Genomic DNA, 26,627 nt, shown 5'->3' on the forward strand with positions numbered 1-26,627 from the left:
TGGCTTGCAGCGCAAACAGCAAGGGCTAGGGCTTGAAAAGGCTGCTAGCCCTTGTTTCTTTTCACAGTCGATAAAGAGTCGATATGAACGAGTTGGATTCTCTGGTCGAAAGCGCGCAGCAATTGTTCGCGCAGGCACAAACCCCCGCTGATCTGGAAAACGCCAAGGCGCAGTTTCTGGGCAAGTCGGGCAAGGTGACCGAGCTCATGAAGGGCATGGCGCAGCTTTCCGTCGAAGAGAAGAAGTCGCGCGGAGCCGCCATCAACGTGGCCAAGCAAGGCATCGAGGCCGCGCTGACCGCGCGCCGCAAGGCCCTGGCCGATGCCGAACTGCAGGCCCACCTGAAGGCCGAGGTGCTGGATGTGACCTTGCCGGGCCGTCGCCGTGGCCAGGGCGGCCTGCACCCCGTGTCGCTGACGCTGGAGCGCATCGAGGGCATCTTCGGCTCCATGGGCTTCGATGTGGCCGAGGGCCCCGAGATCGAGTCCGACTGGTTCAACTTCACGGCGCTGAACACGCCCGAAGACCATCCCGCCCGTTCCATGCACGACACCTTCTACGTGGAAGGCGGCACGGAACAGGCCCCCAATCTGCTGCGCACGCACACCAGCCCCATGCAGGTGCGCCATGCCGTGCAGCACGTCAAGAAATACCGTGAGCGGCTGGACGCCGGCCAGGGCATGCCCGAGATCCGCGTGATCGCGCCGGGCCGCACCTACCGCGTGGACAGCGATGCCACGCACTCGCCCATGTTCCACCAGTGCGAAGGCCTGTGGATCGGCGAGAACGTCAGCTTCAAGGATCTGAAGGTGGTCTTCACCGACTTCTGCAAGACCTTCTTCGAGAGCGATGACCTGGTGCTGCGCTTCCGTCCCAGCTTCTTCCCCTTCACCGAGCCCAGCGCCGAGATCGACATCCAGTTCCAGAGCGGCCCGCTGGCCGGCCGCTGGCTGGAGGTGGCCGGCTCCGGCCAGGTGCACCCCAACGTGGTGCGCAACATGGGGCTGGATCCTGAGAAGTACATCGGCTTTGCCTTTGGCATGGGTCCTGACCGCCTGACCATGCTGCGCTATGGCGTCAACGATCTGCGTCTGTTTTTTGACGGCGATATCCGCTTCCTGTCGCAATTCCGTTAGAAATGGATCGCCCCCTGAGGCGCTGCGCGCCATCCCCCTGGGAGGGGGACGACGCCCTCGCCGCGAGGCGGCTCTTGCTCGGCGTCTCCGGCCTGAACCATGCCAGTCGCATGGTCAGGCTGTTCGGGGGGCTTGGAATGAGAGTCGTCAATACGTTCATGGGGTCCGCCAGCGCCGCGGCGCGCGGACCGAACCAACGCCAAAGAGTCTGATATGCAATTTCCCGAATCCTGGCTGCGCGAGTTCTGCAATCCGCCGCTGACCACCCAAGAACTGGCCGACACCCTGACCATGGCCGGCCTGGAGGTGGAGGAGCTGGAGCCCGTGGCACCGCCGTTCACCAAGATTGTCGTCGGCGAGATCAAGGCTGCCGAGCAGCATCCCAATGCCGATCGCCTGCGCGTGTGCCAGGTCGATGTGGGCGGGCCCGAGCTGCTGACCATCGTCTGCGGCGCGCCCAATGCGCGCGTGGGCATCCGCGTGCCCTGCGCCACGGTGGGTGCCGAGCTGCCGCCCGGTGAAGACGGCAAGCCCTTCCTCATCAAGATCGGCAAGCTGCGCGGTGTGGAGAGCTTCGGCATGCTGTGCTCGGCACGCGAACTCAAGCTGTCCGAGGACCATGGCGGCCTGATGGAGCTGCCGCTGGACGCGCCCCTGGGCCAGAACATCCGCGAATACCTGAACCTGGATGACACCCTGTTCACGCTCAAGCTCACGCCCAACCTGGCGCATTGCCTGAGCGTCTATGGTGTGGCGCGCGAAGTGGCTGCGCTGACCGGTGCGCCGCTCAAGCCCCAGTCGTTCACGCCTGCTGCGGTGGGTGTGCAGGACAGGCTGGCCGTGAAGATCGAGGCGCCCGACCTGTGCGGCCGCTTCTCGGGCCGCGTGGTGCGCAACGTCAACACCCAGGCGAAGACGCCGCAGTGGATGGTCGATCGCCTGGCGCGCTGCGGCCAGCGCAGCGTGGCGCCGCTGGTGGACATCTCCAACTATGTGATGTTCGAGCTGGGCCGCCCCTCCCACATCTTTGACCTGGACAAGATCCACGGCGGCCTGCAGGTGCGCTGGGGCAAGGAAGGCGAGCAGCTCAAGCTGCTCAACGGCAATACCGTCACCGTGGATGGCCAGGTGGGCGTGATCGCCGATGAGCGCGAAGTCGAATCGCTGGCCGGCATCATGGGCGGCGACGCCACGGCCGTGTCCGACGACACGCGCCACATCTACATCGAGGCGGCCTTCTGGTGGCCCAAGTCGATTGCCGGCCGTTCGCGCCGCTACAACTTCTCCACCGATGCGGGCCACCGCTTCGAGCGGGGTGTCGATCCCGAACTGACGGTCGAGCACATCGAGCGCATCACTGAGCTGGTGCTGCAGATCTGCGGCACGCCCGAGACCGTCTGCGGCCCCATCGACGATCAGCAGGCCAACATGCCCCAGCCCAAGCCCGTCACGCTGCGCGTGGCGCGTGCGGCCAAGGTCATCGGCATGCCGCTCACGCAGCAGCAGTGCCACGATGCGCTGGCCGGCCTGGGCCTGCCGGTGGAGCAGGGCGATGGCGTGCTCACCGTCACGCCGCCCAGCTTCCGCTTCGACATCAACATCGAGGAAGACCTGATCGAGGAAGTGGCGCGCATGGTGGGTTACGAGAACCTGCCCACGACCAAGCCGCTGGCGCCCATTGCGCCCAAGCTGCGCGCCGAAAACCGCCGCAGCCAGTTCGCCGTGCGCCGCGCGCTGGCCGATCTGGGCTACCAGGAAACCATCAACTTCAGCTTTGTGGAAGCCGCGTGGGAGAAGGATCTGGCTGGCAACGCCAATCCCATCCAGCTGCTCAACCCCATCGCAAGCCAGCTCAGCGTGATGCGCTCCAGCCTCATCGGCTCGCTCATGCAGGTGCTCAAGTTCAATGCCGACCGCAAGGCCGAGCGCGTGCGCGTGTTCGAGCTGGGCCGTGTCTTCCTCAAGGATGACAGCGTTGTTGACAGCGACACCACGGTCAAGGGCTTCTACCAGCCCATGCGCGTGGCGGGCCTGGCCTGGGGTGCTGGAGAGCAGCTGCAATGGGGCCGCGCCGAAGCCAAGGTGGACTTCTACGACGTCAAGGGCGATGTCGAGGCGCTGCTGGCGCCGCGCAAGCCCGTGTTCGAGCCGGCCGAGCATCCGGCCATGCACCCGGGCCGCTGCGCGCGCGTGCTGCTCGATGGCCAGTCCATCGGCTTCATCGGCGAGCTGCATCCCCAGTGGCGCCAGCAATGGGATCTGGCCCAGGCGCCCGTGCTGTTCGAGCTGGAGCTCGATGCCGTGCTGGCGCGCGAGGTGCCGGTGTTCAAGCCCGTGGCCAAGCACCAGGCCGTGGAGCGCGACATTGCCGTGGTCGTGAACGAAAAGGCCACGCATGCCCAGCTGATGCAGGCGGTGGAAGCTGCCCAGACAGGCGGCCTGCTGCGCTCCGTCGTGCTGTTCGATGTGTTCCGTCCCAAGGCGCTCAAGGCCGGCGAGACAGCGGCACCGGGCGCGCTGGCGCAGGACGAAAAGAGCCTGGCCGTGCGCCTGACGCTGGGCCATGACGACAGCTCGCTGACCGATGTGCAGATCGAACAGGCCGTGCAGGCCGTGCTCGAGCAGCTGCAGCAACGCCTGGGCGCGCGCCTGCGCGCCTGATGGAAGGCCCATGCCGTGAAAGGAGATCCCGTGATGGAACTGACGGTGGAAAGTCTTGATTCGCCCGCGCTGACCAAGGCGCAGCTGGCGGACCTGCTGTTCGACGAGATCGGCCTGAACAAGCGCGAATCCAAGGAAATGGTGGATGCGTTCTTCGAGCTGATCTCGCAAAGCCTGGTGACGGGCGAGGATGTGAAGCTGTCGGGTTTCGGCAACTTCCAGATCCGCACCAAGGCGCCGCGTCCGGGGCGCAACCCGCGCACGGGCGAGGCCATTCCGATCGAGGCGCGCCGCGTCGTGACCTTCCATGCGAGCAGCAAGCTCAAGGAGCAGATCCAGGAAGGCACGACGGGTTCCGCGTCCTGAAAGGTCGTCCCCGGGGCCCGGCTCGCCGTGGCCCAGCTGTCGTCAGCCTGTCTGCCTCGCGGTGGATGGGCTGTTTTTACGACAGGGTGCTGGCCTGCAGGCGAGCTGTGCAGTAGGCTCGGCCTTCTTCCCGGATCGGCGTCCGCGCACCAGCGGCATTGCACATCCTGACCTCATCCACATTTGCCATGGCTTCACTTCTGCCCCAGATTCCCGCCAAGCGCTACTTCACCATCGGTGAGGTCGCGGATCTGTGCGACGTCAAGCCGCATGTGCTGCGCTATTGGGAGCAGGAGTTCACGCAGCTGCGTCCCATGAAGCGGCGCGGCAACCGCCGCTACTACCAGCACCACGAAGTGCTGATGATCCGGCGCATCCGTGAGCTGCTGTACGAACAGGGCTTCACCATCAACGGCGCGCGCAACCGCCTGCGCGAAGCCTCGGGGTCTGCCGTGGTTCCCGCGCTGCAGGCCGGTGTCGTGGTGTCGGCGCCGGCTGCCGCGCCGCTGCTCGGTGGCGATGCCGCGGCCAGCGTTCCGCTGGAGCCGGAGGCCGTGCGCGAGGAGCTTTTGCAGATTCGTGCGCTGCTTTCTATTTGAGAGCAAAAAGCTGTATATAATTGAATTCTTCGGCGTGTAGCGCAGCCTGGTAGCGCACTTGCATGGGGTGCAAGGGGTCGCGAGTTCGAATCCCGCCACGCCGACCATAAATGAATACGGACCACAGCTTCTGGCTGTGGTCCGTTTTTCTTTGTGCCATTGCCAACCGCTACCAACCGCTACCAACCGCTGAAGGGGAGCAGCCGTTGCGCAGGAATCAACCCTGAGCGCAGGTCTCAAGCAGCCATTGCCGGAAGGCTGCCAGCGCCGGCAGTGTCGCGTTCCTCTCGGGATAGACCAGGTAGTAGCTGCGCTGGCTGGGGATGGCGTCTCCCACCACGTGCAGCTCACCGCGCGCTATCTCCTCTTCCACCAGCACTCGTGGCACCAGGCCCACGCCCATGCCTGCCAGCACGGCCTGTATCAGGTGCGAGGTCAGCTCGAAGCTCGGCCCTATCCGCATCTGCCGGTGATCGAGCCGATAGTGCGTGAACCACTCGCTCCAGGCCTGCCGGTTGCTGGCCACCGTGAGCAGCACCTGTTGGCCCGCCCAATCCGGCGAGGCTGCTGCCTGCCCGGCCTGCTGCAGCGCCTGCGGGCTGGCCACCGCCACCAGAAACTCGTGGTACAGGCGATGCGCGGTCAGCCCGGGCCAGTCTCCCGTGCCCACGGTGATGGCGGCGTCTATCTCTGCGCTGTCGAAATCGATATCGCCGATGCGCGAGTGGATGTGCATCGTCACCCCGGGCTGCGCCTGGTAGAAGCCATGCAGGTGCGGCAGCAGCCATTTGGAGCCGAAGGTGGGCAGGGTGGCCAGGTTGAGCGTGCCACCGCCGGACTGGCGTGACATGGCCTGCAGGGTGGCGCTGCGTATGCGGCCCAGCGCGGCGCCCAGGTCGATGAAGTAGCGGCGCCCCACGTCGGTCAGGCGCACCGTGCGGCCCTCGCGGCGGAACAGGCTGATGCCCAGCTGCGCCTCCAGCGTCTGCACCTGCCGGCTGATGGCGCTCTGGCTGAGCGACAGCTCCTCGGCCGCACGCGCATAGCTTTCGTGGCGCGCGGCCGCCTCGAAGACCAGCAGCAGGGACATGGAGGGCGTCAGGCGTCGGTAATTCATGAGTTTTATGCAGTGTTTGCGGCAGCAATTTTCGTTTGTTCCAGAGGAAGAGTGTAGAGATACTTGCGGCCATGGTCGGCCTGAAATCGTGTATTGCATGCATGGGTTTCCTGGGCTGATCGCCTGCAACAAAACTCCCCACCTTGCCTTCCATGTCGATTGCCCCACTGCCCCACGCCGGCGCCCCCGTGCCTGCCCAATACCTTGAGTTTCTTGAAGCGCTGAAGGCCGCCGGCTTCGAGGGCGACGTGGACACGGACCATGCCAGCCGCACCGTGCTGGCCACGGACAACTCCATCTACCAGCGCATGCCGCAGGCGGCCATCTACCCGCGTCACGCCGAGGATGTGGCCAGGGCGGCGCAGGTGCTGGCGCGGCCTGAGTTCCGCGATGTGGTGCTGACACCGCGCGGCGGCGGCACCGGAACGAATGGCCAGTCGCTCACGCATGGCGTGACCATGGACTTGTCGCGGCACATGAACGGCATCCTCGAAATCAATGCCGAGCAGCGCTGGGTGCGCGTGCAGGCCGGCGTGGTCAAGGACCAGCTCAACGCCGCGCTCAAGCCATACGGGCTGTTCTTTGCCCCCGAGCTGTCCACCTCCAACCGCGCCACCATCGGCGGCATGATCAACACCGATGCCAGCGGGCAGGGCAGCTGCACCTATGGCAAGACGCGCGACCACGTGCTGGCGCTGGACTTCGTGCTGCTGGGCGGCGAGCGCCTGCACAGCGCGCCGCTGGATGCCAAGGCGCTGGAGCGCATGTGCGCCGATTCGGGCCGCATCGGCAAGGTGCACCGCACGGCGCGGCGCATCAGCGAGGACCAGGCGGAGTTGATCGAGGCCAGATTCCCCAAGCTCAACCGCTGCCTCACCGGCTATGACCTGGCCCATCTGCGCGAAGGCGACGGGCGCTTCAACCTCAACAGCGTGCTGTGCGGCGCCGAAGGCTCGCTGGGCTTCGTGGTGGAGGCGCGGCTCAACGTGCTGCCCATTCCCCGCTACTCGGTCCTGGTCAACGTGCGCTATGCGGGCTTCATGGATGCGCTGCGCGATGCGCGCGCGCTGATGGCGCACCGGCCGCTGTCCATTGAGACGGTGGATTCCAAGGTGCTGCTGCTGGCCATGAAGGACTTCGTCTGGAGCAGCGTGGCCGAGTACTTCCCGCAGGACGGCCAGCGCCCCACGCTGGGCATCAACCTGGTGGAATTCAGCGGCGACGATCCGCAGGAGGTCGATGGCCGCGTGCAGGCCTTCCTCGCGCACCTGGGCGCCGACGCCTCGGTGGAGCGGCTGGGCCACACGCTGGCGGCCGGCAATGCGGCGGTGCACCGCGTCTATTCCATGCGCAAGCGCGCCGTGGGCCTGCTGGGCAACGTGGCGGGCGAGGCGCGGCCCCAGCCCTTTGTCGAAGACACGGCCGTGCCGCCCGAGAACCTGCCCGAGTTCATTGCCGAGTTCCGCGCGCTGCTGGACAGCCACGGCCTGCAGTACGGCATGTTCGGCCACGTCGATGCCGGCGTGCTGCATGTGCGCCCCATCCTGGACATGAAGAACCCCGTGGACGCCGCCCTGGTGCGCCCCATCTCCGACGCGGTGGCCGAACTCACGCAGCGCCATGGCGGCCTGCTGTGGGGCGAGCACGGCAAGGGCCTGCGCTCCGAATATGTGCCGGCCTTCTTCGGCGAGCTGTATCCCTCGCTGCAGCAGCTCAAGGCCGCCTTCGACCCGCACAACCAGCTCAACCCCGGCAAGATCGCCACGCCGCCGGCCAGCAAGACCTTGCTGCTCAAGGTGGACGGCGTCACCACGCGCGGCGAGCTGGACCGGCAGATAGACGAGCGGGTATGGCAAAGCTATGGCGCGGCCATGCACTGCAACGGCAACGGCGCCTGCTACAACTTCGACCCGGACGACGCCATGTGCCCGTCCTGGAAGGCCACGCGCCAGCGCGTGCATTCGCCCAAGGGCCGGGCCTCGCTGATGCGCGAATGGCTGCGCCTGCAGGGGCAGGCCGGCGTGAACGTGCTGGAGGTCGCGCAGCGGCCCCAGCCCTTCCTGTCCAGCCTGGCCGCGCGCTGGCGCAACAGCCGCGCGGCGCGCCGCGGCGAGGCCGATTTTTCGCACGAGGTCTATGACGCCATGGCCGGCTGCCTGGCCTGCAAGTCCTGCGCCGGGCAGTGTCCCGTCAAGGTCAACGTGCCCGAATTCCGCTCGCGCTTTCTGGAGCTCTACCACCGCCGCTACCTGCGGCCCGTGCGCGACTACCTGATCGGCTCGCTGGAATTCACCATGCCCTGGCTGGCGCGCATGCCCGCGCTCTACAACGGGGTGATGGGCTCGCCATGGATGCGCGATGTGCTCAGCCGTCGCATCGGCATGGTCGATGGCCCGCTGCTGAGCCGGCTGGACCTGGCAACCACCTTGCGGCAATGGAAGGTGCGCGCGGCCGATGCGCAGGCACTGGCTGCGCTCACGCCCGAGCAGCGCGCGCGCAGCGTGGTCATCGTGCAGGACAGCTTTACCCGCTACTTCGAGACCGGCCAGCTGCAGGTGCTGATCGAGTTGGCTGCGCGCCTGGGGTTCCAGGTCTGGCTGGCGCCGCTGCTGCCCAATGGCAAGCCGCTGCATGTGCAGGGATTCATGGGCGCCTTTGCCAAGGCGGCCATCCGCAATGCCGCGCAGCTGGCGCAACTGGCGCAGTCCGGCGTTGCGCTGGTGGGGCTGGATCCGGCCATGACGCTGGCCTATCGGCAGGAATACCTCAAGGTGCCGGGCATGGGCGAGGTGCCGAAGGTCGCGCTGCCCCAGGAGTGGCTGCTGCAGGTGCTGCCCGAGGCGGTGACCAGCGTGGCCAGCGTGGCCTACCGGCTGCTGCCGCACTGCACTGAAAAGACCAATGCGCCCGACAGCGGCAAGCAGTGGATGCAGCTTTTCGAGCGACGGGGGCTGCGGCTGAGCGTGGAGGCCACGGGCTGCTGCGGCATGTCGGGCACCTACGGGCATGAGGCGCGCAACCTCGAAACCTCCAAGACCATCTATGCCCAGTCATGGGAGAAACAGATCGAGAGCAAGCAGAACCTGGGCGAGCCGCTGGCCACCGGCTATTCCTGCCGCAGCCAGGTCAAGCGACTGTCTGCACGCCAGTTGCGCCATCCGTTGGAGGCCTTGCTGGACCACGTGCGCGCTACGCATCAGGGGTGAGAAGATGCGGGGGCTGATCGTCGCCATTTCAGGAATTTGCAGACATTTTTGAAAAATCTCTGCGTTTTCCCTGAAGGCCTGTTTTTAGTCCCTATAATTCAATGCTTCGGCGTGTAGCGCAGCCTGGTAGCGCACTTGCATGGGGTGCAAGGGGTCGCGAGTTCGAATCCCGCCACGCCGACCAAAACGCAAAGCTCCTGACGGAAACGTCAGGAGCTTTTTGCTTTGTACGTTCGTTTTTTTGCGCGTTCGATTTTGCGCGCGATGGCGCCTTGCCGCGAAGAGCAAGGGCATGTGCAAGTTCAGCTTCGCCAGGCAGGTCCATCACGGATGGCGAGGGCAGCCAGCGCATGAAAAGTCCATGCACCGCGAAGATGCGCGTCCCGGTCTGGGCACGTAAAACCTGCACCTACAATGGCGTCTTTTGTAACTGACGATTTCTTCCTGGTCTCGCACATGATGGATGGACTGATTACCGGCAGACTCACCGGTACGCCCGAACACCGCAGCGACCGCAATCGGCGCCCCTTCATGGTGGCCCGCGTGCGCTCCGAGGCATCCGATGGCACCTCCATCCCGGTCAACGTGGTTGCATTCGATGCCCAGGCCTGCGAGGTGTTGCGCAATCTGATCGAAGGCGATGCCGTGGCGCTGCGTGGCAGCTTCACGCCCAAGGTCTGGATAGACCGCCAGGAGCAACCCCATCCCGTACTGGATGTCGTGGCCCACCAGGTCATGGCAACGCCCGAGTTCCAGGACCGCTGACGCCCGCGCTGCGGCGCCGGTTGTGAGCTACTGAAAAAACTGTCTAGCCGCAGTGTGCCGGTACGGTCGCCGCGCGCTGTGTTGGCGCTACAGTGTGCGCCTGTGTTTTTGACAGGTTACAAGGAACCGCATCCATGCCCACCAAGCGCCATTTCCTCCGCCGCACGCTCACGGCCGCCGCGATTGCCAGCACCGCCGCCATGACCCTGCTGGCCATGCCCGCGCAGGCGCAGGACAAGCCCATCAAGGTCGGCGTCACGGCCGGCCCGCACGCCCAGATCATGGAGCAGGTCAAGAAGGTCGCCGAGAAGAACGGCCTGAAGATCCAGATCGTTGAATTCGGCGACTACGTGCAGCCCAATGCCGCGCTGTCTGCCGGTGACCTGGACGCCAACAGCTACCAGCACCGCCCCTACCTCGACGCCCAGGTGCGCGACCGCGGCTACAAGATCGGCTGGGTGGCCGACACGGTGAATTTCCCCATCGGCATCTATTCCAAGAAGATCAAGCAGCTGGCCGACCTGCCCCAGGGCGCCAAGTTCGGCATCCCCAACGACCCCACCAACGGTGGCCGCGTGCTGCTGCTGCTGCAGGCCCAGGGCCTGATCAAGCTCAAGGAAAGCGCGGGCCTGAAGGCCACGCCGCTGGACGTGGTCTCCAACCCCAAGAAGCTGCGCTTCGTGGAGCTGGACGCAGCCCAGCTGCCACGCTCGCTGGATGACCTGGATGCCTCGGCCATCAACACCAACTTCGCGATCTCGGCAGGCCTGAACCCCAAGACCGATGCCATTGCGCAGGAAGCCGCCAAGAACCCCTATGTGAACATTCTGGTCGCGCGCGATGCCGACAAGGGCAAGCCCTGGGTGGCGCAGCTGATCAAGGCCTACCACTCCGATGAAGTGCGCCAGTTCATTGATGTGCAGTTCAAGGGGTCGGTGATCCCTGCGTTTTGATAGGAAGCACCCCCTGAGCGGCTGACGCCGCTTCCCCCTCTCTCGCTTCGCGGGAGGGGGACGACACCCTCGCTGCGGGGCGGCCCTTGCTCGGTGTCCCTCGCTTTGGGTTGCGCCGGTTTCGGTCGCCGTGTTCAGTGCGAGCGAGGGCTGAATTGCAAAAGCTGCCATTGGCAGCTTTTTTTCATTCTCCCAGTACCCTGAAGTATTCGGTCAGCGGTGCGCGGGTGGTCTGGGTGCGGTTGACGGGGGCGGCCTCGTCGGGCCAGCCCAGGGCCAGGCCGCAGACGATGTGCTCGCCGGGCGGCAGGTCGAGCACGCGGCGCACGGTGTCGGGGTAGGAGGCCAGGGCGCCGATGGCGCAGCTGCCAAGGCCCTGGGCGGCTGCGGCCATTTGCAGGCCGTACAGGGTCATGCCCAGGTCCATGTAGCCGCCTGCGCCGAAGCGTGCGTCGATGCTCACGACCAGGGCCACGGGCGCATCGAAGAAGCGGTAGTTGCGGCCGAACTGCACGTCGCGCCCTGCGCGGTCCTCGCGGGCCACGCCCAGGGCGCTGTACAGGGCCTGGGCCGATGCCACCTGGCGCTTGCGCAGCGCCATGGGCATGGGGCGGGGGAAGTAGCCGTAGTCCTCGCGCTCAGGTGCTCCGCCTTGCCAGTCGGCCAGCAGCGCCTGCGTGAGTGCGCCGCGCAGGCTGCCGCGCACCTGTATGAACTGGCCGGGCTGCAGGTTGCCGCCGCTGGGCGCCCGGCGGGCCGATTGCAGCAACTGGTGCAGCAGCGCGTCCGGCACGGGATCGGGCCGGTAGGCGCGCACGGAGCGGCGCGCGTGCACCAGGGCCTCATGCGCATCGCCAAAGGGACGGGTGTCGGACGGTGGGTTGGCGGACATGGGAAATGCGGAGTCCATGGATTCAAAGTGCCTGCACCAGGCAGGCCGCGCCTATGCCGCCCGCACCGGCAATGGCGGCCAGGCCCAGGGCCGGTCTGTGGGCTGCTGGCGTGCGGTGCAGGTCGCAGAGCATGCGCACCAGCGCAACCGCGCCCGATGCGCCAATGGGATGGCCGCGCGCCAGGCCACCGCCGCCGGTGTTGAGCTGCTGCAGCGGCAGGCCCAGGGTTTCGGCAAAGGCTAGGGCCTGCACGGCGAAGGCATCGTGCAGCTCCACAGCCTGGAGCTCTGCCGCAGTCAGGCAAGGCAACTGCAGCGCTGCGGCTGCACGCTCCAGCACCTGCTGGGCCGCCAGTGCGGCGGCGACCAGCGGTGTTTCCGGCGCATGGCCCAGCGAGGCACTGGCCACCCAGCGGGCGCGTGGCTGCAGGCCCAGGCGTGCACAGGCCTGCGGCGTGGCCAGCAGCACCAGGGCTGCGCCATCGGCCTTGGGCGAGATGGTGGGCGTGCTCAGCGCATGGCGCTGGCGTGCATGGGCGTCAACGGCGCCAGCCGCTTCGGCCACCACGGGCATGCGGGCAACGCGGGCCGGGTTCAAGGCGCGCGGATAGGCGTCGTGGTCCAGCCCCGCCATGGGCACGATCTCTTGGGCCAGCCGGTCGCGGTGCGCGAGCGCAAGCGCGTGGCTGTGGATGGCATGGGCCTCCTGAACGGCGCGGGTGATGCCGTGGGCCAGTGCATGGTCTGCGGCCGATTGCAGCAGGTCCGGGTCGCGTGCGGGGTCGGGAGCGAACGCGGGGCGGTCATAGGTGGCGGGCAACTCGTCTGCATGGCGCGGGCGTGTCTGCCGGATGGGGGCACGGCTCCAGGCCTCGGCACCACCGGCCACCACGATATCGGCCTGGCCCGACAGCAGCAGGCCCGCAGCCAGGGCCACGCTGTCCAGGCCAGAGCAGCATTGAGTGTCCACGCTGTGGGCCGCGCAGCGCTCCGGCAGGCCCGCAGCCAGGGCCAGCATGCGGGCCGGGTTGCCGCCTGCGCCCAGGGCGTTGCCTAAGACCACGGCATCCACGGCCCGGGCAGGCAGGCCGGCCCGGGCCAGCAAGGCCTGGAGCACGGGCGCGCCCAGCTCGTGCGCGGCAAATTCGCGCAATGCACCGCCCACGGGGGCGACAGGGCTGCGCGCCCAGGCCAGGATGACGGGGGCGTCGTGCGGGTTCATGGCAGGGGTAGCAGCGCGGGTTCGCCGGGCAGTGCCTGGCCAGCGTCCGTGCCAGTGGCAGTGGCGGCCAGTGCACGCGCCAGACGGCCGTGGTCGGTCTTGCCGCTGGCGGTCTGCGGCCAGTCGGTGCAGCTCCACCATTGGCGCGGCAGCTTGTAGCTTTCCAGCCGGTCGCGCAGCCAGGCCGCCAGCGCCTGTGCGGAGCCTGCGGGCGCGGCGCCGTGCCATTGCACGACGGCGTGCACCTGCATGCCGCGCAGCGCGTCGGGCAGGCCTTGGATGGAGACCTGGGCCACGCCCGGGTGCGCGGCCAGCAGGGTTTCGACTTCTTCGGGGAACAGGTTCTTGCCCTGGGTGACGAGCATGCGGCTCTGGCGCCCGGCCAGGCACAGCTGGCCGCCGGCATCGATATGGCCCATGTCGCGCACGGACAGCCACTCGCCATCGCGCAGCGCGGCCGTGCCATCGCGCGCCTCGCCCACATAGTCCATGAACAGCATGGGGCTGCGCATGTAGATCAGGCCGTCCTCGCCCGGCTGCAGGGGCTGGTCGCCGGGCTGCCGCGTGGCGGGGCGGATCTGCAGCTGCACATTGCTGAAGGGCCGGCCCACGGCCTGGGGCGGGGCCTGTTCGTCGGCCTCCATCCAGGCGATGAAGCTGGCTTCCGAGGCGCCGTAGAACTCGATGATGCGTGCGTGCGGAAACAGCGCGCGCAGGGCCGGGGTCTGGGCGCGCATCCAGCGCGCGCCGCTGATCATGATCAGCTCCACCTCGGGGATGGGCGCCAGCGCGCGGTGTGCGGCCCATTGCAGCATCAGCAGCAGCTGGCTGGGCACGGCGACCAGGCAGGGGGCTTCGCCGCGCGCCAGGCTGGCCAGGCAGCGTGCTGCCGAGAACCGCTCCTGCACCACGGCGCCTTCGCCGCACCACAGGCCCTGCATCACGCCGAACAGGAACAGCGAATGCGAGATGCGCCCGGGCGCCATGGTGCGCTGCGCGGCCACGGGGCCGAAGTCCTGCAGGCAGACGCGAAAGCTCTCTGTCCACGAACGGTGGTGGCGCATGAAGCCCTTGGGCAGCCCGGTGCTGCCCGAGGTGAAGCCGGTGTAGAAGGCACCGGTGGCCGTGGCCTCGGCCAGAGCGCTGGGCGCCGTGGGCAGCCAGCCCTCGATGCGGCTGCGCACGGCCTCGGGCCAATCAGGATCGGCCACGGCGGCGCAGCGGCCGCTGTGCAGGATGGCGAGGAATTCGACGATGGCATCCACGGTGCTGGCGCTGCCGCCCGTGTCTACCAGCAGCATCTCTGGCGCCTGGCCGGCCACCAGCGCGGCCGAGCGCTGCAGCACGGTGGCATGCAGCGCGGCAAAGCTCCATTGGCCGGCCTCGCTTTGCAGCGCCATCGCATCGGGGCGCTGCCGCGCCCAATGCTCCAGCGGGCCATGGACCAGGGTCCATGGGTGCTGCAGCGGCGCGGCCAGCGGATGACGCGCGGATGGCTCAGCCATGCTGGCGGCCTCCGAACGGCCAGTCCGGCATGCCGCGCGCCACCGTGTGCACCACCAGGGCGCACAGCACGCACTTGACCAGATCGCCGGGCACGAACAGCAAGGTGGCCATGAAGGCCTGCGACAGGCTGAGCTTGGCCATCAGCATGAGGCCCAGCACGCCAAAGGCATGCAGGGCCACCAGCCCGCCCAGCGCCGAGGCCGCAAAGGCGCTGAGCGCCGCGCGCCGGGGAGAGCCCTGGGGCAGCGCACGCATGACCAGGCCGGCAATGCAGGCCGCCAGCGGGTAGCCCAGCAGGTAGCCGGCCGAGGGCGCCATGAAGACGGCAATGCCGCCGCGCCCGCCCGACAGCAGGGGCAGGCCCACGGCCACGGCCGCAAGGAACAGCAGCATGGACTGCATGCCGCGCCAGGGGCCGAGCATCACGCCGGCCAGCATCACGCCCAGCGACTGGATGGTGATGGGCACGCCCAGCGGCAGGTCGATCTTGGGAATCAGGCCCATGACGGCCATCAGTGCCGCGAACAGCGAGACCTGGGCCATGGAGCGCGCCGAGGCGCGTGAGACGGTGGAGGGAGCGGTCATGGAGAGTTCTCGCTGTCGGTCAGGAAGGGCAGTTCAGCAGGGCAAATCGGAAGGGCAAATCGGCAGGGCAGGCCTCAGCGGCCCAGGCGCGCCCACAGCGCATCGGACACGCGGCGCGTGGCCTGCAGCATGTGGATGGTCAGCGGCGCAATCAGGCGCAGGCCGCCGGCGCGGCCCGTGCGCAGCCGGTGGGCATCGTCCATGCGCTTCCACTGCACGAAGAAATGCTCGGTGAAACGCAGCATCAATGCCAGCTGCAGGGCCACCTGTTCGGGGGAGATACCGATGCGCTCCAGCGGCGCCAGCAGCCGCTCCAGCACATCGACCAGATCGCTGGGGCGCGTGCTCACGGTCAGCGCCATGCCCAGCGTGGAGGCGCAGACCAGGCGCAGCGCGCTGGCGGCGGCCAGGGCGTAATGCTGCATCCACACATGGAAGGCAGCCACCAGCAGGGCGGCCACGGTGACCGACAGCATGAGCCGCCGTGCGCCCTCGGTGGCGCGGCCCAGCGACAGCCACAGCAGGCCGCAGGCGGCGCCGGCCATGGCCAGCAGCCACGGTGAATCGATGAGGAACAGGCCCGTTCCCAGCAGCGCCATGAGCAGCAGCTTGCGGCCCGCACTCCAGGCATGGAGCCAGCTGGTGTATTCGCTGTAGAGGCTTCCCATGGCGGCCGGCTCCTGCGTCAGGACTGCGCTTGCAGCCGGCGGGCCACGTCGGCTTCATAGGCCGCGCAGACCGCGTGGCCGGGGCCGTCTGCGCGCACTTGGCCACGCTCCAGCCAGAGCACGCGGCCAAAGCTGCGCACGTGGTCCAGCACATGGGTGGAGACCAGCACCTGCTGCTCGGCGGCCGCGATGTCCCTGGCCAGCCGCGCCTGGCCCGGCAGGTCCAGGCTGGCGAAGGGCTCGTCCAGCAGCAGCACGCGCGGCGCGGCAATGAGCAGGGCCAGCCAGCACACCTGCTGGCGCTGGCCCTGGCTGAGTCCGGCCACGGCGCGCGGTGCCCAGTCGGCCAGGCCGCGGCTGCTCAGCAGGGCGCGGGCGCGCTCCGTGGCCTCGCGCCGCGAGATGCCCGAAGGGCGCAATCCCAGGGCCAGCTCTTCCTCCACGGTGGGGAAGATGATCTGGTCGTCGGGGTTCTGGAACATCAGCCCGACCTGGCCCGGCCGCCTGGCGCGGGCCTCGTGCAGTTCTGTGCCGTCCAGCAGCACGCGCCCGGCCTGCGGCGCATCCAGGCCGCACAGCAGCCGGAACAGACTGGTCTTGCCCGCGCCGTTGTCGCCGATGAGTCCCACGCGCGGCTCGTCCAGCTGCAGGTCCAGGCCATCAAAGACGGTTGTGATGCCACGCCGCAGGCGCACCGCTTCCACGCGCAGGCTGGCGGCGCAGGCGGGGCAGTCGGCAGTTCGGGAGGATTCAGGCATGGCGAATGAAAGCGGGTACTTACCTGTAATGCACGCAACCACAAGGAATCTTGCTGTTGTACAGGCCTGTCGGGGGCGGATTCTAGCAATGCCGTCCAGGCCGTACATCAAGGCTTGAAAGACGGCAATCGATATAAGCACCGTATTTTTTATTCTTTTGTTTGAACAACGTTTTGCAACACACTCGTTAGAACACTAATGACGGCAGATCCTGGGGATTCGCCTGTGCTTGGCGACGACGCAAGACAACGCATGCCCATCGGCTTGCAACTGCGTCCAACTCCTCAGCACAGGACCCGGAAATTGCGCGCCATTGCCTGGAGATGGCGGTGCAAAGGCTGCCGTTGTCGATCCCAGGACCGTTTTCACTGCCGAACCGAGACTCCATGACCGTCCAGACCGCCGATTTCGCCCCGGAAAACGCGCTGATCCGCCTGCGCGACCTGCAAAAGAAATTTGTAACAGCCGATGGCAAGCACTTCGATGCCGTGCGTTCGGTATCACTGGACATCGGCCAGGGCACGGTCTTCGGCCTGATCGGCAAGAGCGGTGCGGGCAAGTCCACGCTGCTGCGCCTGATCAACCTGCTCGAGCGTCCCGACAGCGGCGAGGTGGTGGTGGCCGGCCAGCGCCTGACCGACCTGGGCCGCCGCGCGCTGCGCGAGGCGCGCCAGAACATCGGCATGATTTTTCAGCAGTTCAACCTGCTGCAGAACGCCAGCGTGTTCGAGAACGTGGCCTTTCCGCTGCGCATCCATGGCGGCCACTCGCGCGCCCAGATCGAGCAGCGCGTGCGCGAATGCCTGGACATCGTGGGCCTGGCCGACAAGGCCGGCAGCTATCCGGCCCAGTTGTCCGGAGGTCAGAAGCAGCGCGTGGCGATTGCGCGTGCCCTGGCGCCGCGCCCCCAGGTGCTGCTGTGCGACGAGCCCACCTCGGCGCTGGACAGCGAGACCACGCGCTCCATCCTGGCCACGCTGGCGGACATCAACAGCCGCCTGGGCGTGACCATCGTCATCGTCACGCACGAGCTGGCCGTGGTCGATGCGCTGTGCAGCGAGGTGGCCATCATCGAGCAGGGCCAGGTGGCAGAACGCTTCACGCTGCCCGCCCTGCCGCAAGGCCGTGCCTACGAGGCGCCGCAGCGCGCCACGCTGCTGGGCAGCGAACTTGAGGCCCTGCGCGTGGAGCGTGCCGACAAGGCCCTGCGCGAACGCGGCGCCACCCGCCCCGTAGTGCTGCGCGCCGTGGGTGGCTCCGAGCACTGATGGGGTCTTCGCCCCTTCCCGTTTTTCCCTTCTTTTCGATTCCGCATTCCCATGTCTGAAAACATCGTCGAAATCCTGCCCGAGCTGTGGCTGGCCATGGGCCAGACCCTTTTGATGCTGGGCATCGGCCTGTCGGCCGCCGTGCTGATCGGCGGCCCGCTGGGCGTGCTGCTGTTCCTGCTTGGCCCCGGCCAGTCGCTGGACAACCGCCCGGCCTTTGCCGTGCTGAACTGGACGGTCAATACCGTGCGGTCCTTCCCCTTCATCATCTTGCTGGTCGCGCTGGTGCCCTTCACGCGCTGGCTGGCCGGCACCTCCATCGGCCCGCTGGCTGCGGCCGTGCCGCTGTCCGTGGCAGCCATTCCCTACCTGGCACGCCTGGTGGACCAGTGCCTGCGCGATGTGCCGCGCGGCGTGATCGAGGCCGCGCACGCCATGGGCGCCTCGGAGCTGCAGATCGTCTGGCGCGTGCTCATCGTCGAGGCGCGTTCGGGCCTGGTGCTGGCGCTGACCGTACTGGCCGTGAGCTTTCTGTCGTACTCGGCCATTGCCGGCGTGGTGGGCGGCGGCGGCATTGGCGATCTGGCCATCCGCTACGGCTACTACCGCTTCCAGACCGATGTGATGGTGCTCACCGTGACCATCCTCGTGGCCATGGTCCAGGTCATCCAGTTCGTGGGCAACACGGCGGCCCGCCGCCTGGACAAGCGCGGCTGAGCGCGCTGTCCAGACCCGCTTTCTTCTTTCTTCCCGCTCTTTCCCAAAAAAAGGATTCCGACATGACCGCATCCCTTTCCTTCGTGCGCCGCCATCTGCTGGCCTCGGCCGCCGCCCTTGCCGCTGCCAGCGTGCTGGCGCTGCCCGCCCACGCCCAGGCCGACAAGAAGCAGCTGGTGATCGGCGGCACGGCAGGCTCCAACATCGACCAGCTCAAGCAGGGCATCGTGCCGCTGCTGCAAAAGAAGGGCTACCAGGTCAAGCTGGTGGAGTTCAACGACTACGTGCAGCCCAACCTGGCGCTGGCCCAGGGCTCGCTGGATGCCAACTTCTTCCAGCACCGCGTCTACCTGCAGAAGTTCGCGGCCGACCAGAAGCTGGATCTGGTGGAGCTGGTGCAAGGCCCCATCGCCCCGCTGGGCGTGTACTCCAAGACCCGCAAGACCCTGGCCGAGGCCAAGGAAGGCGACCGCGTGACCCTGCCCAACGACCCGAGCAACCTGGCGCGTGCGCTGGTGCTGCTGGAGCAGGCCGGGCTGATCAAGGCCAAGCCCGGCATCGATCCGCTGCGCGTGTCCGAAAAGGACCTGGCCGAGAACCCGCGCAAGCTCAAGTTCATCCCGCTGGAAGCCGCACAGCTGCCGCGTTCGCTGGGCGACACCGAGTACGCCATCATCAACGGCAATTTCGCCATCTCTTCGGGCCTGAAGCTGACCGAGGCCGTCTCGCTGGAAAAGACCCCCGACCACTACCTGAACGTGGTGGCCATCAAGAAGAAGGACCAGGGCACGGCATGGGCCAAGGACCTGGCCGAGGTCTACCGCTCCGCCGAATTCAAGGCCGTGGTGGACAGCAAGTTCCAGGGCTACGCCAAGCCCTCCTTCCTACAGTGAGCCCGCTGAAGGCGGCCACATAATGGCTGCTTGCGGGAGGTGCCCCTCCCGCCTCTTTCCCGCCCGTTTCCCGCCATTTCCTCCAGGAGCAATGCATGAGCCAGATCAAGGTCGCTGTCATCGTGGGCAGCCTGCGCAAGGATTCCTTCAACCGCAAATTCGCCGACGCCATTGCGCGCCTGGCGCCCGAAGGCCTGGTCTTCGAGCAGGTCGCCATCGACAACCTGCCCCTGTACAACCAGGACCATGACGGCAATGAGGTGGACGTGGTCAAGCAGTTCCGCGCCCAGATCCAGTCGGCCCAGGCCGTGCTGTTCCTGACGCCCGAGTACAACCGCTCGATTCCCGGCGTGCTCAAGAACGCGCTGGATCAGGGCTCGCGCCCCTACGGCAAGAGCGTCTGGGCCGGCAAGCCCGCTGCCGTGGCCGGCGTCTCCGTGGGTGCCATCGGCACGGCGCTGGCGCAGCAGCACCTGCGCAATGTGCTGGCCTACCTGGACATGCCCACGCTGGCCCAGCCCGAAATCTTCATTCAGGCCAAGGACGGCCTGTTTGCCGAAGACGGCTCCATCGGCGCCGGCAGCCGCGATTTCGTGAACGGCTTCGTGCAGAAGTTCGCGGCCTGGGCGCGCAAGCACCAGTGAACGGCGCGGCAAGGCCGCTCAAGACACAAAAAAGCCCGGCAATGCCGGGCTTTTGCGTTGGGGGGCCTGCGAGCGCAGAACTCAGGCAGCGTCAGGAAGCGGGAGACGGGTTGGCAATCGCCGCAGCAGGGCGCGCGGCGGACGATGCCTTCTCGCGCGCCTGGGCCTGGTCGATGGCGTCGATGATCACCACGCCGGTCGACTTGACACCGGGCGCCGAAAAGCCGGCACCGGGCGTCACACCGGGATGGGCCAGCAGCTTGCGCGTCATTTCCTGGTTCAGCTGCTGCTGGCTGGGCTTGGCGGGGGTGGGCGTGGCGGCGGGCTGATCGGGCTCCTCGGGCGCAGGTGCCTCGTCGGTGTTGCGCACATAGCTGCGGTACACGCGGGAATTGAGCTGCTCCTGATCCTGCTCGCGCTGGTACTGCAGGAACTGGTAGACGCCAATGCCCACCACGGTGATGGCCAGCAGGGACACGGCGATCACCGTGATCACCAGGTTTTCATCGGACGGAGGGCGGGCATGGACAGGGCCGCGGGGCCGGACATGGGGGCGGGGACTTGTGGCTGGCATGGATGGAAGGCAGTGAATGCAATGAGGCTGCCTGGATATCGGCAGGTCCGCCGACTTTCTGAAATACAGACGGTTCGTGTCGGACAAAGCCGCGAATATGGCGGTGATGGTTCAGCCTAACAGCTTCGTGTGTCGTGCAAGGCCAGGCAGGCATTGGATTTTTCAAAGAAGCGGAAAAAGCGGATACCTGTTTTGTTTGGTAACGCCCACTAGACTGCTGGCGTGACGTTCATGACGGCATTCATCCATAAGGGCGAGACAAGATGCAAAAAAAGGGCTGGAAAAATCTGTGCAGGGGCGCCGCGCTGAGCGTGGCATTGGTGACCGTATTGGCGGCGTGCGGCGGTGGGGGAGGCGATGGCAATGGCTCAGTTGTCGAGCCGCAGCCGGCGCCTGTGCAGATGTCGCTGCTGGCGGGTTCGCTTGCAAGCAAGCCCGACGCACTGGCTCAGGACCACTGTGGTCAGGTCAACGGCGTGGGCGCGCAGGCGCGGTTTTCGAGAATCACCGATCTCGCCCTTTCGCCGCTTGGCGACATTTATGTGTCGGAAGATGTTTATCCGCCTGTGTCACCGCAGCCGCCTTGCCCCACACCCGAGCGCTCTCGCATTCGCCGGATTGCGGGGGAAGGTGTGGTGTCCACCTTCTCCACAGGGGGTGACCGCGACTGGGGCGAGCCCCGCAACTATCTGTATCCGCGCGCTATTGCAGCAGGTGGCAGTGGCGAGGTCTTTGTTGCGGATGGCCTGACCTGTGCAGAGTGCGCTGTCTTCAGTGGAGGCATGCCCCGCAATGGCATGGGAGTCTGGGTGCAGCAGGCATCGGGCGCAGTGCGGGCGCTGGCCGGTGGTGGGCCCAATTCAAGTGGCCCTAAGGATGGCGTTGGCGCTGCAGCGATTTTTTCCGGCCCCCATGCCATGCGACGTACGCCCGATGGCCGGCTGTTCGTGCTGGATGGGAACAGGCTGCGTCAGGTCACGGCCGATGGTGAGGTCACCACGTTGCCAGGCGAAGGTTTCAACGCGCTCGCCGTCGCCAGCAATGGGCAACTGCTGGTGGCCCGTGGTGGAGAAATCCTCAACTACACGACAGGCCAAACGCTGGCTAGGCTGGATGACAACGTGACTTCCATGGCCCTGGACAGCAGGAATGGCATCTACGTTGTGACCAGCAACCGCAGCACCCTGGTCCAAAAGCTTTCGGATAGCGGGCAGCTCAGCATCGTGGCAGGACGTGTGGACAGCGCACCCCTGGCATACGAGCTGGGGCCGCTGCCTGGCAAGCTGCTGCACGTCAAAGCCATTGCTTTCGACCGCCAGGACCGCTTGTTGATCGCCGGCGCGTACGCCGTCGTTCGCACCAGTCCGCTGGTGCGCTGATTGCGACGGCTGCCAGGCTCGGCGGCCAGCAAAAAGCGCAGGCGCCCCGGTCAGGGTGCCTGCGCTTTTTTATGCGCAAGACCGAGCTCAGGCGGCGATGGCCGCTTCCTGATTGGCGGCAGCCGCTGCACGCACGATGTCGTCGCGGGCCGATTCCAGGGCCTTGGCCTTGGACTCATCGCCCATGGCCACGCCTTCTGCGCGCACGATGCTCACATCGGTGATGCCCAGGAAGCCGAACACCGTCTTCAGGTAGCTTTCCTGGTGCTCCAGGGCCTGGCCCATTTCGCTGGTGGAGTACACACCGCCGCGCGTGGAGGCCACGATGACCTTCTTGCCCTTGGCCAGGCCTTCGGGGCCGGCTGCGGTGTAGCGGAAGGTGCGGCCGCCCTGGGCGATGCGGTCGATCCAGGCCTTGAGCTGGCTGGAGATGGTGAAGTTGTAGAACGGAGCGCCGACCACGACCACATCGGCCGCCAGGAACTGGCTCACCAGGGCTTCGGAGATGGCGTTCTGTGCGCGCTCGGCTTCCGTCGTGGCGGCCTGGCCGGTGCGAAAGCCCATGGACACTGCGTTCAGGTGGTCGGGGGCGTTCACGGCCAGATCCAGGTACTCGACCTTGGCGCCGGGATTGGCGGCCACCAGGGCAGCCACGGTCTGGGCGGTCAGCTGGCGGGACACCGAAGCGGCGCCGGTGATGGAAGAGTCGATGTGCAGCACTTGCATGGAAAAGCTCCTGGGATGTCGGTTGGGATCGCGGTTGGGATCGGCCATTCGGGAAAGCTTGTAGGGCCGACGATGGGATCAATTGTGAATTTGGACAGAGTCTTTGATAAGCCGCAGAAATTGCGATAGATTGTCCTGAATTTGCAGCCAATGAGCACAGGGAGGGACGAGCGACATGATGGATCTCAACGACATGCTGTACTTCGCCGAGGTCGTGGAGCGCGGCGGCTTCGCCTCTGCCGGGCGGGCGCTGGGCATACCCAAGTCCAGGCTGTCGCGGCGCGTGGCCGAACTGGAGGCCCGGCTCGGAGTGCGCCTGCTGCAGCGCACCACGCGCAAGCTCTCGCTGACCCAGGTGGGCGAGGCCTATCTGCGCCATTGCCAGGCCATGCGCGATGCGGCCCTGGCCGCCGCCGACACCGTGGCCGAGGTGCAGACCGAGCCGCGCGGCACCATCCGCGTGAGCTGCCCCGTCACCCTGGCCCAGACCGTGCTGGGCGAGCTCATGCCCCAGTTCCTGCAGCGCTGCCCGCTGGTGCATGTGGAAATGCAGGTGACCAACCGGCCCGTGAACCTGGTGGAGGAGGGCATCGACGTGGCGCTGCGCGTGCGCCCCAGTCTGGAGGACAGCGGCTCCATGGTCGTCAAGCGGCTGGATGTGGCGCGCCAGATCCTCGTTGCCAGCCCGGAGCTGCTGGAGCGCCAGGGCACGCCGCGTGCACTGGCCGACCTGCAGCACCTGGACAGCATGTCCATGTCGGCGGTGGATGGCCAGTCCAGCCTGCTGCTGGTCGGCCCCGAAGGCCGCGAGCAACGCCTGCAGCTGCAGCCGCGCTATGTGGTGGATGACCTGCTGACGCTGAAATTCGCGGCGCTGGCCGGCAGCGGCATGTGCTGGCTGCCCGACTACATGTGCCATGAGGAACTGGCCGAAGGCCGGCTGGTCCATCTGCTGCCGGGCTGGGAGCCGCCGCAGGGCATCGTGCATGCGGTCTTCCCCTCGCGGCGCGGCCTGGCGCCGGCCGTGCGGCATTTCCTGGACTTCCTGGGAGAGACCGTGCCGGGGCGAAACAGCCACGCCACGCGCGAGCCGGTGGCGCGCTGAGGCTGCACCCCGCCACGCCATAAGAAAACAACAAATCGTTCGTTGGGATCGTCGGCGGCGTTCTCCACAAATCGGGGCCCATGTCCAGCAATGGACAGTCCAGGAGAACCCATGAATCCCCACCGCATCATCATCGTGCCCGGCTGGCGCAACTCCGGCCCTGACCACTGGCAAAGCCTGTGGGCACAGCAGCTGCCGCATGCCGAGCGCGTGGAGCAGGACGACTGGCTCGTGCCGCACCGCGAACCCTGGGTGGCCGCGCTGGAGCAACTGGTGCTGTCCCGGCCCGAGCCCGTGGTGCTGGCCGCCCACAGCCTGGGCTGCATCACGGCCGCGCACATGGGGCCCGAGGCCAGCGCCCGCGTGCAGGGTGCGCTGCTGGTGGCGCCGGCCGATCCCGAGCGCCGCGCCCAGCTGGCCGACTTTGCGCCCGTGCCCTATGCGCCGCTGCCCTACCGCAGCGTGCTGGTGGCCAGCAGCAACGATCCCTACTGTCCGATCCGCCGGGCCGGCGCCTATGCGCGAGCCTGGGGAAGCGAGTTCGTGCGGCTGCAGAACGCGGGGCACATCAATGTCGAATCGGGTTTCGGCGACTGGCCCCTGGGCCTGGCGCTGCTGCAGTCGTTGATGCAGGGTGACAGCTGGCAGCCCGCGCAACCCCGGCCTGCCGTGCGTGCGCCGCGCGTTGCCGGTGCACGGGCAGCGGTGCCGGCAGGCGCGGGCGCCCCCTGGGCCGCCGGGCTGTGAGGTGGCGGCTGGCGAAGACGGTGGACCAGGCTTCTTATATGGAAGCAGGCCATTAACAAACAAAAATATATTCTTTTGAGTTTTAAGCCAGCGTTCGCACAATGTGACTGTCTGTGAATCCACCGCAGAGATGTCCACTAATAAAAGGCAGCGAACCATGCATTCTTTGAAGCTCAAGACTTTGTTGGCCACCCTGGCGCTGGCCGCCGCGGGAACGGTATCGGCGCAGAACCAGCTACTCAACGTCTCCTACGACGTGGCGCGCGAGTTCTACAAGGACTACAACGCCGCCTTCGTCGCCCACTACAAGAAGACCAAGGGCGTGGACATCAAGGTGGACCAGTCGCACGGCGGCTCCAGCGCCCAGGCGCGCGCCGTCAACGACGGCCTGGCTGCCGATGTGGTGACCTTCAACACCACGACCGACGTGCAGTTCCTGGCCGACAGCGGCGTGGTCGCCAAGGACTGGGCCAAGAAATTCCCCAATGACGCATCGCCCACCACCTCGACCATGCTGTTCCTGGTGCGCAACGGCAACCCCAAGAACATCAAGGACTGGAGCGATCTGACCCGTCCCGACGTGAAGGTCGTGGTGGTCAATCCCAAGACGGGCGGCAATGGCCGCTACGCCTACCTGGCGGCCTGGGGTTCAGTGCGCGAGAAGGGCGGCACCGACGCGCAGGCGGCCGAGTTCGTGCAGCAGCTATACAAGAACGTGCCCGTGCTGGGCAAGGGCGGCCGCGATGCGACCAGCATCTTCCTGCAACGCAACATCGGCGACGTGCTGATCACGTTCGAGTCCGAAGTGGTTTCCGTGGAGCGCGAATTCGGCAAGGGCAAGGTCGATGCCGTCCATCCCTCGGTGTCCATCGTGGCCGAGAACCCCGTGGCCGTGGTCGAGCGCACCGTGGCCAAGAAGGGCACGGGCCAGCTGGCGCACGACTACCTGGCCTGGCTGTACTCCGACGAGGCCCAGGAAATCGCCGCACAGCACGCGCTGCGCCCCCGCTCCGAGGCCGTGCTCAAGAAGCACGCCGACGTGTTCAAGCCCATCAAGCAGTTCACCGTGGCCAAGTACTTCGGCTCGCTGTCCGAAGCCCAGAAGGTGCACTTCAACGACGGCGGACAGTTCGACAAGATCTACGTCCCCGGCAAGTAAGCACGCAAGCAGGCATGAAGGCGGCGCAGTCCGCCTGAGGCCCCCTCCCCACACTGGCTGATTTGGAATCCAACATGGTGTCTGCCGTTCCGACCAGCCCAAGGCCTGGCGCCGACGCTCCTGTGCCCGCACCGTCCGGTGCGGCGCGCAAAGGGCGCGGCGCCAAGCGCGTTTTGCCCGGCTTCGGGCTGACCTTGGGCTATACGCTGTTTTATCTGAGCCTGATCGTGCTGATCCCGTTGTCGGCACTGCTGTTCAAGACCTTCTCGCTCACCTGGCCCCAGTTCTGGGAGGCCGTGGCCTCGCCGCGCGTGCTGGCCTCGTACCGGCTGACGTTTGGCGCCTCGTTTGCGGCGGCCTGCGTGAACCTGGTGTTCGGCCTGCTGATCGCCTGGGTGCTGGTGCGCTACAAGTTCCCGGGCAAGAAGATCGTCGATGCGCTCGTCGATCTGCCCTTTGCCCTGCCCACGGCCGTGGCCGGCATTTCGCTGACCGCCTTGCTGGCCGGCAACGGCTGGGTGGGCCAGTACCTGGAGCCCTACGGCATCCAGCTGGCCTTCAACCCGAACGGCGTGGTCATTGCGCTGATCTTCATCGGCCTGCCCTTTGTCGTGCGCACGGTGCAGCCGGTGCTGGAAGACTCCGAGAAGGAGCTGGAAGAGGCTGCCACCAGCCTGGGCGCCTCGCGCTGGCAGATCTTCTACAAGGTGATCCTGCCGGCCATCACGCCCGCGCTGCTCACGGGCTTTGCCATGGCCTTCGCGCGCGCCATCGGCGAGTACGGCTCGGTCATCTTCATCGCGGGCAACATGCCCATGATTTCCGAGATCACACCGCTGATCATCATCGGCAAGCTGGAGCAATACGACTACGCAGGCGCCACGGCCGTGGCCGTGGTGATGCTGCTGTTCTCCTTCGTGATGCTGCTGGTCATCAACGCGCTGCAGGCATGGCAGCGCAAGCATTCGGGAGGGGCTTGAG

The 26,627-nt window shown here is 66.8% G+C and carries 25 protein-coding genes and 2 tRNA genes; 18 read left to right on the plus strand and 9 right to left on the minus strand.

From position 1 onward, the window contains the following. Positions 1-83: 83 nt before the first annotated feature. From pheS to AAN986_RS10185, 5 genes are all read left to right on the plus strand, one after another. Complete coding sequence (pheS, locus tag AAN986_RS10165) at positions 84-1,136, plus strand: phenylalanine--tRNA ligase subunit alpha (protein WP_012206411.1); 1,053 nt, start codon at positions 84-86, stop codon at positions 1,134-1,136. A gap of 213 nt (positions 1,137-1,349) precedes the next feature. Continuing rightward, positions 1,350-3,797: a phenylalanine--tRNA ligase subunit beta gene (gene pheT / locus AAN986_RS10170; RefSeq protein ID WP_047219931.1), complete on the plus strand. Its 2,448-nt coding sequence runs from the start codon at positions 1,350-1,352 to the stop codon at positions 3,795-3,797. Between the two features lie 33 nt (positions 3,798-3,830). After that, positions 3,831-4,163: an integration host factor subunit alpha gene (locus AAN986_RS10175; protein ID WP_012206409.1), complete on the plus strand. Its 333-nt coding sequence runs from the start codon at positions 3,831-3,833 to the stop codon at positions 4,161-4,163. A gap of 188 nt (positions 4,164-4,351) precedes the next feature. After that, positions 4,352-4,762 carry a MerR family transcriptional regulator gene (locus tag AAN986_RS10180; RefSeq protein WP_013801679.1) on the plus strand — a complete coding sequence of 137 codons (411 nt, stop codon included), beginning with the start codon at positions 4,352-4,354 and terminating at the stop codon, positions 4,760-4,762. Between the two features lie 30 nt (positions 4,763-4,792). Next, positions 4,793-4,869, plus strand: a tRNA-Pro gene (locus AAN986_RS10185). 110 nt (positions 4,870-4,979) lie between these two features. Here the strand turns inward: AAN986_RS10185 and AAN986_RS10190 are convergent. Beyond that, the gene (locus AAN986_RS10190) at positions 4,980-5,978 is read right to left on the minus strand and encodes a LysR substrate-binding domain-containing protein (RefSeq protein ID WP_082138189.1); all 999 of its coding nucleotides are present in this window, start codon (positions 5,976-5,978) and stop codon (positions 4,980-4,982) included. Between the two features lie 53 nt (positions 5,979-6,031). Between AAN986_RS10190 and AAN986_RS10195 the strand changes: the two genes are divergently transcribed. The 4 genes from AAN986_RS10195 (at position 6,032) to AAN986_RS10210 (ending at position 10,803) form a co-directional block, all read left to right on the plus strand. After that, entirely contained in the window at positions 6,032-9,085 is a 3,054-nt protein-coding gene (locus AAN986_RS10195; RefSeq protein ID WP_047219923.1) for an FAD-binding and (Fe-S)-binding domain-containing protein, read from the plus strand. A gap of 107 nt (positions 9,086-9,192) precedes the next feature. Continuing rightward, positions 9,193-9,269, plus strand: a tRNA-Pro gene (locus AAN986_RS10200). 230 nt (positions 9,270-9,499) lie between these two features. Further along, positions 9,500-9,850 (plus strand): single-stranded DNA-binding protein, encoded by a 351-nt coding sequence (locus tag AAN986_RS10205; protein ID WP_012206405.1) that lies wholly within the window; start codon positions 9,500-9,502, stop codon positions 9,848-9,850. Between the two features lie 134 nt (positions 9,851-9,984). Next, on the plus strand, positions 9,985-10,803 hold the full coding sequence (locus tag AAN986_RS10210; RefSeq protein WP_016448274.1) for a MetQ/NlpA family ABC transporter substrate-binding protein: 819 nt from the start codon (positions 9,985-9,987) through the stop codon (positions 10,801-10,803). A gap of 184 nt (positions 10,804-10,987) precedes the next feature. Here the strand turns inward: AAN986_RS10210 and AAN986_RS10215 are convergent, their stop codons facing one another. The 6 genes from AAN986_RS10215 to AAN986_RS10240 form a co-directional block, all read right to left on the minus strand. Next, the gene (locus AAN986_RS10215; protein ID WP_047219429.1) at positions 10,988-11,713 is read right to left on the minus strand and encodes a nitroreductase; all 726 of its coding nucleotides are present in this window, start codon (positions 11,711-11,713) and stop codon (positions 10,988-10,990) included. 4 nt (positions 11,714-11,717) lie between these two features. Continuing rightward, positions 11,718-12,917 (minus strand): thiolase family protein, encoded by a 1,200-nt coding sequence (locus AAN986_RS10220; RefSeq protein WP_349335622.1) that lies wholly within the window; start codon positions 12,915-12,917, stop codon positions 11,718-11,720. After that, positions 12,914-14,422, minus strand: coding sequence for an AMP-binding protein (locus AAN986_RS10225; RefSeq protein WP_047219427.1), 1,509 nt, complete (start codon positions 14,420-14,422; stop codon positions 12,914-12,916). Before AAN986_RS10225 ends, AAN986_RS10220 begins: the two co-directional genes overlap by 4 nt. Then, positions 14,415-15,008: a biotin transporter BioY gene (locus tag AAN986_RS10230; protein WP_016448270.1), complete on the minus strand. Its 594-nt coding sequence runs from the start codon at positions 15,006-15,008 to the stop codon at positions 14,415-14,417. The genes AAN986_RS10225 and AAN986_RS10230 overlap by 8 nt, the downstream gene beginning before the upstream one ends. Before the next feature lie 74 nt (positions 15,009-15,082). Then, on the minus strand, positions 15,083-15,676 hold the full coding sequence (locus AAN986_RS10235) for an energy-coupling factor transporter transmembrane protein EcfT (protein ID WP_016453289.1): 594 nt from the start codon (positions 15,674-15,676) through the stop codon (positions 15,083-15,085). 17 nt (positions 15,677-15,693) lie between these two features. Then, positions 15,694-16,434 carry an ABC transporter ATP-binding protein gene (locus AAN986_RS10240; protein WP_016448268.1) on the minus strand — a complete coding sequence of 247 codons (741 nt, stop codon included), beginning with the start codon at positions 16,432-16,434 and terminating at the stop codon, positions 15,694-15,696. A gap of 386 nt (positions 16,435-16,820) precedes the next feature. Between AAN986_RS10240 and AAN986_RS10245 the strand changes: the two genes are divergently transcribed. The 4 genes from AAN986_RS10245 to AAN986_RS10260 all read left to right on the plus strand — a co-directional run bounded on the left by AAN986_RS10245 (position 16,821) and on the right by AAN986_RS10260 (position 19,956). Next, positions 16,821-17,702 carry a methionine ABC transporter ATP-binding protein gene (locus tag AAN986_RS10245; RefSeq protein ID WP_016448267.1) on the plus strand — a complete coding sequence of 294 codons (882 nt, stop codon included), beginning with the start codon at positions 16,821-16,823 and terminating at the stop codon, positions 17,700-17,702. Positions 17,703-17,753: 51 nt separating this feature from the next. After that, a complete protein-coding gene (locus AAN986_RS10250) occupies positions 17,754-18,419 on the plus strand; it encodes a methionine ABC transporter permease (RefSeq protein WP_012206396.1) in 666 nt (221 codons plus the stop codon). 62 nt (positions 18,420-18,481) lie between these two features. Continuing rightward, positions 18,482-19,312: a MetQ/NlpA family ABC transporter substrate-binding protein gene (locus tag AAN986_RS10255; protein ID WP_013801689.1), complete on the plus strand. Its 831-nt coding sequence runs from the start codon at positions 18,482-18,484 to the stop codon at positions 19,310-19,312. A gap of 95 nt (positions 19,313-19,407) precedes the next feature. Then, on the plus strand, positions 19,408-19,956 hold the full coding sequence (locus AAN986_RS10260) for an NAD(P)H-dependent oxidoreductase (protein WP_012206394.1): 549 nt from the start codon (positions 19,408-19,410) through the stop codon (positions 19,954-19,956). A 91-nt stretch (positions 19,957-20,047) separates the two neighbouring features. Here AAN986_RS10260 and AAN986_RS10265 read toward each other — a convergent pair whose 3' ends face one another. Next, entirely contained in the window at positions 20,048-20,530 is a 483-nt protein-coding gene (locus AAN986_RS10265) for a hypothetical protein (RefSeq protein ID WP_047219426.1), read from the minus strand. A gap of 263 nt (positions 20,531-20,793) precedes the next feature. On the opposite strand from AAN986_RS10265, the gene AAN986_RS10270 reads away from it, so the two are divergent. Further along, a complete protein-coding gene (locus tag AAN986_RS10270; protein ID WP_026062879.1) occupies positions 20,794-21,909 on the plus strand; it encodes a hypothetical protein in 1,116 nt (371 codons plus the stop codon). Between the two features lie 87 nt (positions 21,910-21,996). Here AAN986_RS10270 and AAN986_RS10275 read toward each other — a convergent pair whose 3' ends face one another. Continuing rightward, positions 21,997-22,635: an FMN-dependent NADH-azoreductase gene (locus AAN986_RS10275; RefSeq protein WP_047219433.1), complete on the minus strand. Its 639-nt coding sequence runs from the start codon at positions 22,633-22,635 to the stop codon at positions 21,997-21,999. Positions 22,636-22,810: 175 nt separating this feature from the next. Here AAN986_RS10275 and AAN986_RS10280 point away from each other — a divergent pair, with 175 nt between their 5' ends. The 4 genes from AAN986_RS10280 (at position 22,811) to cysT (ending at position 26,626) form a co-directional block, all read left to right on the plus strand. Beyond that, a complete protein-coding gene (locus AAN986_RS10280) occupies positions 22,811-23,740 on the plus strand; it encodes a LysR family transcriptional regulator (protein WP_016448262.1) in 930 nt (309 codons plus the stop codon). Between the two features lie 111 nt (positions 23,741-23,851). Further along, entirely contained in the window at positions 23,852-24,487 is a 636-nt protein-coding gene (locus AAN986_RS10285; RefSeq protein ID WP_047326869.1) for an alpha/beta hydrolase, read from the plus strand. Positions 24,488-24,644: 157 nt separating this feature from the next. After that, positions 24,645-25,646 carry a 30S ribosomal protein S9 gene (rpsI, locus tag AAN986_RS10290; RefSeq protein ID WP_026062880.1) on the plus strand — a complete coding sequence of 334 codons (1,002 nt, stop codon included), beginning with the start codon at positions 24,645-24,647 and terminating at the stop codon, positions 25,644-25,646. Between the two features lie 74 nt (positions 25,647-25,720). After that, entirely contained in the window at positions 25,721-26,626 is a 906-nt protein-coding gene (cysT, locus tag AAN986_RS10295) for a sulfate ABC transporter permease subunit CysT (RefSeq protein WP_013801696.1), read from the plus strand. Position 26,627: the final 1 nt, after the last annotated feature.

Source organism: Delftia sp. DS1230, assembly GCF_040112715.1.
Taxonomy (GTDB): domain Bacteria; phylum Pseudomonadota; class Gammaproteobacteria; order Burkholderiales; family Burkholderiaceae_C; genus Comamonas; species Comamonas tsuruhatensis.